The organism is Corallococcus sp. CA047B (assembly GCF_003612065.1).
Taxonomy (GTDB): Bacteria; Myxococcota; Myxococcia; order Myxococcales; family Myxococcaceae; genus Corallococcus; species Corallococcus praedator.
Window position 1 is genome coordinate 21,899 of sequence record NZ_RAWD01000102.1, and the last position, 6,281, is coordinate 28,179.

General features: G+C 68.9%; 7 protein-coding genes. 4 read left to right on the plus strand and 3 right to left on the minus strand.

Features of this window, described 5'->3' with window-relative positions:
- Window positions 1–3 precede the first annotated feature (3 nt).
- Entirely contained in the window at window positions 4–369 is a 366-nt protein-coding gene (locus D7X74_RS17685) for a helix-turn-helix domain-containing protein (protein WP_120534141.1), read from the minus strand.
- An 87-nt stretch (window positions 370–456) separates the two neighbouring features.
- On the opposite strand from D7X74_RS17685, the gene D7X74_RS17690 reads away from it, so the two are divergent.
- The 4 genes from D7X74_RS17690 to D7X74_RS17705 all read left to right on the plus strand — a co-directional run bounded on the left by D7X74_RS17690 (window position 457) and on the right by D7X74_RS17705 (window position 4,568).
- The gene (locus D7X74_RS17690) at window positions 457–1,473 is read left to right on the plus strand and encodes a zinc-binding alcohol dehydrogenase family protein (protein ID WP_120534142.1); all 1,017 of its coding nucleotides are present in this window, start codon (window positions 457–459) and stop codon (window positions 1,471–1,473) included.
- Window positions 1,474–1,606: 133 nt separating this feature from the next.
- A complete protein-coding gene (gene poxB / locus D7X74_RS17695; protein WP_120534143.1) occupies window positions 1,607–3,343 on the plus strand; it encodes a ubiquinone-dependent pyruvate dehydrogenase in 1,737 nt (578 codons plus the stop codon).
- Between the two features lie 167 nt (window positions 3,344–3,510).
- The gene (locus tag D7X74_RS17700) at window positions 3,511–4,029 is read left to right on the plus strand and encodes an RNA polymerase sigma factor (RefSeq protein ID WP_199732726.1); all 519 of its coding nucleotides are present in this window, start codon (window positions 3,511–3,513) and stop codon (window positions 4,027–4,029) included.
- A 32-nt stretch (window positions 4,030–4,061) separates the two neighbouring features.
- Window positions 4,062–4,568, plus strand: a complete 507-nt coding sequence (locus D7X74_RS17705; RefSeq protein ID WP_120534145.1) for a hypothetical protein — start codon at window positions 4,062–4,064, stop codon at window positions 4,566–4,568.
- Window positions 4,569–4,589: 21 nt separating this feature from the next.
- Here D7X74_RS17705 and D7X74_RS17710 read toward each other — a convergent pair whose 3' ends face one another.
- Together D7X74_RS17710 and D7X74_RS17715 are read right to left on the minus strand one after the other, a co-directional pair.
- Window positions 4,590–5,636, minus strand: coding sequence for an NAD(P)-dependent alcohol dehydrogenase (locus D7X74_RS17710; RefSeq protein ID WP_120534146.1), 1,047 nt, complete (start codon window positions 5,634–5,636; stop codon window positions 4,590–4,592).
- A gap of 141 nt (window positions 5,637–5,777) precedes the next feature.
- A partial coding sequence (locus D7X74_RS17715; RefSeq protein ID WP_147446595.1) for a zinc-binding dehydrogenase occupies window positions 5,778–6,281 on the minus strand: 504 nt, incomplete at its 5' end.

Below are 6,281 nucleotides of genomic sequence, written 5' to 3' on the forward strand. Positions count from 1 at the left end.
CCCTCAGCGGGCCACGGCGGTCAGCGTCCGCTTGCGGTTCTTCTGCCCCAGATACGCCTCACCCCAGTGCTTCAGGGCGAGGATGACCTCGCGCAGCGTCTGACCCTGCGCGGTGAGGCTGTACTCCACGCGCGGCGGGACTTCCGCGTACACCTGCCGGTGCACGAGCCCGCTCGCCTCCAGCTCGCGCAGGTGCTGGGTCAGCATCCGCTGCGTCACGTCCGGGATGTGCTTGCGCAGCTCCCCGAAGCGCAGCGTGCCGTCCAGCAGGTGGTAGAGGATGAGCCCCTTCCACTTGCCGCCAATCAAGTCGAGCGTCGCTGAGACGGGGCATCCCGCGGAGCACTCGTAGGTCTTGTGCCGGGCCATGGTTCCCTTTTCGTGCCTATTGGCCGAAATAGTGCGTACTTGTCCGCATCCACCTTCAGGACGATGTTGGCACGCAAGGAGAATCCCATGCGAGCCGTTGCCCTCTACAAGTACCTCCCCAGCGACCATCCCGAAGCCCTCGTCGACGTGGAGCTGCCCACGCCCACGCCCGGCCCCGGTGACCTGCTCGTGCGCGTGCACGCGGTCTCCGTCAACCCCGTGGACACGAAGGTGCGTGCCCCCAAGGCGAAGGTGGAGACCGAGCCGCGCGTGCTCGGCTGGGACGCCGCCGGCGTCGTCGAGGCCGTGGGCGCCGACGTGAAGCGCTTCCGTCCCGGGGACGAGGTCTACTACGCAGGCTCCATCGCCCGGTCGGGCACCAACTCCGAGCTGCACGTCGTCGATGCGCGCATCGTCGGACGCAAGCCCAGGAGCCTGTCGTTCGCGCAGGCCGCCGCGCTGCCCCTCACCTCCATCACCGCCTGGGAGCTGCTGTTCGAGCGGCTGGGCGTGTCCCGGGAGAAGGGGGCCCCGAAGGACGCGCTGCTCATCGTTGGCGGCGCGGGCGGCGTGGGCTCCCTGGCCACCCAGCTTGCCCGTCAGTTGACGAACCTCACCGTCATCGCCACTGCGTCGCGTCCGGAGACCGTGGCGTGGTGCACCGAGCAGGGCGCGCACCACGTGGTGGACCACCGGCAGCCCCTGGCGAAGCAGGTCCTGGCGCTGGCGCCGGAAGGCGTCCGCTACGTCCTGGCCCTGACCGCGACGGAGCAGCACTTCGCGCAGCTCGTGGAGGCGATGGCGCCCTTCGGACAACTGGGCATCATCGACGATCCCCAGTCGCCGCTCGACGTGTCCGCGATGAAGCGCAAGAGCCTGGCGCTCCACTGGGAGCTCATGTTCACCCGCGCGCTCTTCAACGCGGATCCGCTCGCCCAGCAGCGGCTGCTCGACAGCGTGGCGGACCTGGTGGACGCGGGCACGCTCAAGACCACCATGGTGCAGGACTTCGGCCCCATCACCGCCGCCAACCTGCGGCGCGCGCACGCGGCCGTGGAGACCGGCCGCACCGTGGGGAAGATCGTCCTCAGCGGCTTCCCCTGAGCCGCGCGGCCTGAGCGGGCCGGGCGGGCAGCCAGCCTTGCGTTGGCAACGCCCGCCAGCCCGGTCGCCGGGTATGGGAAGGGTGCACATCTTCTTCGCCGTGCGGTGACCGGGCCCTGGCGAGGTGTGGACCATGAAGAAGACGGTGGCGGACCAGTTCGCGGAAGTGCTGGCGCTCGCGGGGGTGAAGCGCATCTACGGGGTGGTGGGCGACAGCCTGAACGCCCTCACCGAAGCCCTGCGCAAGCGCGGTGACATCGAATGGGTCTCCATGCGCAACGAGGAGGCCGCGGCCTTCGCGGCGGGCGCGGAGGCGCACCTGACCGGGCAGCTCGCCGTGTGCGCCGGAAGCTGTGGCCCCGGCAACCTGCACCTCATCAACGGCCTCTATGACTGTCACCGCAGCCGGGTGCCGGTGCTGGCCATCGCGGCGCAGATTCCGTCCTCGGAGCTGGGCACCGGCTACTTCCAGGAGACGCATCCGGAGTCGCTCTTCCGCGAGTGCAGCCACTACTGCGAGCTGGTCTCCGCGGCCAACCAGATGCAGCGCACGGCGGAGATCGCCGTCCGCAATGCCGTGGGCAAGCGGGGCGTGTCCGTGGTGGTGCTCCCCGGGGACGTCGCGCTCCAGAAGGCGGAGGACGCTCGGGCGCCCACGCCGGAGTCGCTGTCAATGTCCCCGTCCCAGGTGACCCCTTCCGCGGAGCAGGTGCAGCAGATGGCCTCGCTGCTCAACAGCGGCGCGCGCGTGACGCTGCTGTGCGGCGCGGGCTGCGAGGGCGCGGGAGCGCAGGTGGTGGAGCTGGCGCGCAAGCTCCAGGCGCCGGTGGTCTCCGCGCTCCGGGGCAAGGAGCACGTGGAGAAGGACAACCCGCACTTCGTGGGCCTCACGGGCCTCATCGGCTACGCGTCCGGTTACTGGGCGATGATCGACTGCGACGTGCTCCTGATGCTGGGCACGGACTTCCCCTACCGGCAGTTCTATCCGGACACGGCGGACACCCACATCATCCAAGTGGACCTGCGCGCGGAGAACATCGGCAAGCGCACGCGGGTGGACCTGGGCGTGGTGGGCAGCGTGGCCGCCACGGTCCAGGCGCTGCTGCCCCGCATCGAGGCGAAGAAGGACACGAAGCACCTGGAGCGCGCGCTGGCGCACTACCGCAAGACGCGCGAGGAATTGGACGGGCTGGGCCGGGGCACGGTGGGCAAGAAGCCCCTCCACCCGCCGCAGGTGGCCCGCGCGTTCGACCTCCAGGCGTCCGACAGCGCCATCTTCACCTGTGACGTGGGCCTGCCCACGGTGTGGGCCGCGCGCTACGCGACGATGAAGGGCCAGCGACGGCTGGTGGGTTCGTTCAACCACGGCTCCATGGCCAGCGCGCTGGCGCAGGCCATTGGCGTGCAGAAGGCCTTCCCGGACCGGCAGGTCATCTCCTTCTCCGGAGACGGCGGCTTCACGATGTTGATGGGGGACTTCATCAGCCTCGTGCAACTGGGGCTGCCCATCAAGGTCGTGGTCTTCAACAACAGCTCCCTGGGCTTCGTGGCGATGGAGCAGCAGGTGGGCGGCATGCTCGACGTGGGCACCGCCCTGCGCAATCCCAACTTCGCGCAGCTGGCGGAGGCCGTGGGCATCAAGGGCCTGCGCGTGGAGGACCCGGGGGACGTGGACGCGGCGGTGCAGCAGGCGCTCGCGACGCCCGGGCCGGTGCTGGTGGACGCCGTCGTCAGCAAGGCGGAGCTGGTGATGCCCCCGAAGATCACCGCCTCCATGGCCGCGGGCTTCACGCTGTTCGGCGTGAAGGCGCTGCTCAACGGCCGCACCAATGAGGTGCTGGAGCTGGCGCGCACCAACCTCTGGCGCTGAAGACGCCGGGGCCAGGGTGGGGAAAACCCCTGGGGTTCCCAGGGGTTGGGTGTCCTGGCGCCCAGGGGCCGGAAAAAAGAATCAGGGCCGCGAATCCATTCGCCCGCTGGCTGCCTCTTATCCTGCGAAGGGGATTTTCCCCACCGCACGAGGTTCGAAGGCGCGCCATGGATTCGCCCACACCCCCCAACGCGATGCTGGTCGCGGCCCATGCCGGGGACCTGGACGCGCTGGCCCGGCTGCTCCAGGTCTATCAACCGAACCTCCGGCGGTACGCGCAGCAGCGCTGCCTCATCAGCGACGTGGACGACGCGGTCCAGGAAGCGCTGCTCGTGATGGCGCGTCACCTGGGCGCGGTCCGGAAGCTGGCCTCGTTCTCCGGGTGGATGTTCAAGGTGGTGCAGCGCGAGTGCCGCCGGCTGGGCCGCGTGGCCTTCAAGCAGGACCCGTACGAAGAGGCGCTCGTCGACCAGTGGATGGCCGCGCACACGCCGGACTCGCTGCGGATGGACCTGGCGGCGGCGCTGGAGTCGCTGCCTCCGCACTACGTGCAGGTCGTGTTGCTGCGTGACTTCGAAGAGCTGTCCATCCGCGAGATTGGCGAGCGCCTGGAGCTGGACGTGCCCGCGGTGAAGAGCCGCCTGCACCGCGCCCGCGTGATGATTCGCGAATACCTGCTGGCCTGATTTCCAATCCCATTGCTGTCCGGAGTCCTCCCATGGCGAACCCCATGTCCCTGCTTGGCATCCTCCACACCGTGGTCAGCCTGCCCCCCATCGTCTTCGGCGTCTGGGCCTTCCTGCGCGACGGGCGCATCGATCCCGCGAACCGCCTGGGCAAGGCCTACGTCGTCAGCATGGTGACGTCGGTGGTGACGTCCTTCGGGCTCTCCAGCACGGGCGGCTTCAACCCGGGCCATGGGCTGGGCCTGCTCGCGCTGCTGTTGATGGCGGTGGGGGCGTTCGCTCCCAAGCCGGGGGACGGACGCGCCACGACCTACGTGCGGATGCTGACCTACTCCGCCAGCTTCATGGTGCTGCTGGTGCCGGGCATCAATGAGACGCTGACCCGCCTGCCCGCGAGCCAGCCCCTCGCGGACAGCCCGCAGTCCCCGCTGGTGCAGTCGGCGCTGGCGGCCCTGCTGGTGGCGTTTCTCTCAGGCGCCACGTACCAGGTGGTGAAGCTGCGTGGACAGGCCCGGCCCCAGGTGCACCCGCAGGCGTGAGGTGGGGCTGACGAGCCCGCGCTACGTCAGGCTCTTCATGTCGATGACGAAGCGGTACTTCACGTCGCCCCGGTGCAGTCGCTCGAAGGCGTCGTTGATGTCCTGGATGGGAATCAGCTCAATGTCGGAGACGATGCCGTGCTCGCCGCAGAAGTCGAGCATCGCCTGCGTCTCCGGCAGTCCGCCCGAACCGGAGCCGGAGAAGCTCGCGCGCCGGGACAGGAGCGAGACGGCGGTGACCTCCAGGGGCCTGGCCGGGAAACCCACCAGCACCAGGTGTCCGTCGCGCCTCAACAGCTCCAGGTAGGCGTTGACGTCATGGTTCGCGGAGACGGTGTCCAGGATGAAGTCCAGCTTGCCCACCTGGGCGGCCATCTCCTCTGGCTTCGAGGACACCACCACCTCGTGCGCGCCCAGCCGGAACGCATCCTGCTTCTTGCGGTCGGTGTGGCTGAACACCACGACGTGCGCGCCCAGGGCCCGCGCGAACTTCACCCCCATGTGGCCCAGTCCGCCCAGCCCCACCACGCCCACGCGCATCCCGGGGCCCACCTTCCAGTGGCGCAGCGGTGAGTACGTGGTGATGCCCGCGCACAAGAGCGGCGCGACGGCCGCCGGGTCCAGGTTCGCGGGGACCTTCAGGACGAAGTGCTCGTCCACCACGACGGTCTCCGAATAGCCGCCCTGGGTGACCGTCTTCCCGTCCTTCTCCCGGCCGCCGTACGTCAGGACGCCGCTGACCTTGCAGTACTGCTCCAGGCCGTCCTTGCAGTCCTCACAGGTGCGGCAGGAGTCCACCATGGTGCCGACCCCTGCCAGGTCCCCTGTCTTGAGCTTCGTCACGTCGCGGCCCACGCGAACCACGCGGCCCACGATTTCGTGTCCCGGCACCAGGGGGTAGGGTGAGACGCCCCAGTCGTTGTGGGCCATGTGCAGGTCCGTGTGGCAGACGCCGCAGTAGAGGATTTCAAGCTGCACGTCGCGCGGGCCGGGCTCGCGGCGCTCGAACTGGAATGGGGTGAGGGGCGAGCGGGCGTCCTGTGCTGCGTAACCTCGAACGGGAATCATGGGGCGTGGCTCCTGGAAGTGGTTCCCTGCGTGATGCCAGCAAGGATGGGCGCCGCCGCGTTCGCGCGAAACAGACGGAATCAGGATGCAGTATGTAGGAAAGCTTCCGAATCGATTTTGCGCGCCTGGAGCCTGCCCGCGCTACCGGAGGCTCTTCAGGTCGATGACGAAGCGGTACTTCACGTCGCCCCGGTGCAATCGCTCGAAGGCATGGTTGATGTCCTGGATGGGAATCAACTCGATGTCGGAGACGATGCCGTGCTCGCCGCAGAAGTCGAGCATCTCCTGCGTCTCCGGCAGCCCCCCGATGGAGGAGCCGGAAAAGCCCAGGCGCTTGATGAGGAGCGGGAGGACGGAGACCCCCAGCGGCCGCTCAGGCACGCCCACGACGGACAGGTGCCCGTCGCGCTTCAACAGTCCCAGGTAGGCATTGACGTCATGGACCGCGGAGACGGTGTCCAGGACGAGGTCGAACCTGCCTGCCTGCGCGGCCATCTCCTCCGGGTTCGACGACACCACCAGCTCATGCGCCCCCAGCCGGAGCGCGTCCTTCCGCTTCCTGTCGGACTGGCTGAACACCACGACGTGCGCGCCCAGCGCCCGCGCGATCTTCACCCCCATGTGGCCCAGCCCGCCCAGTCCCAC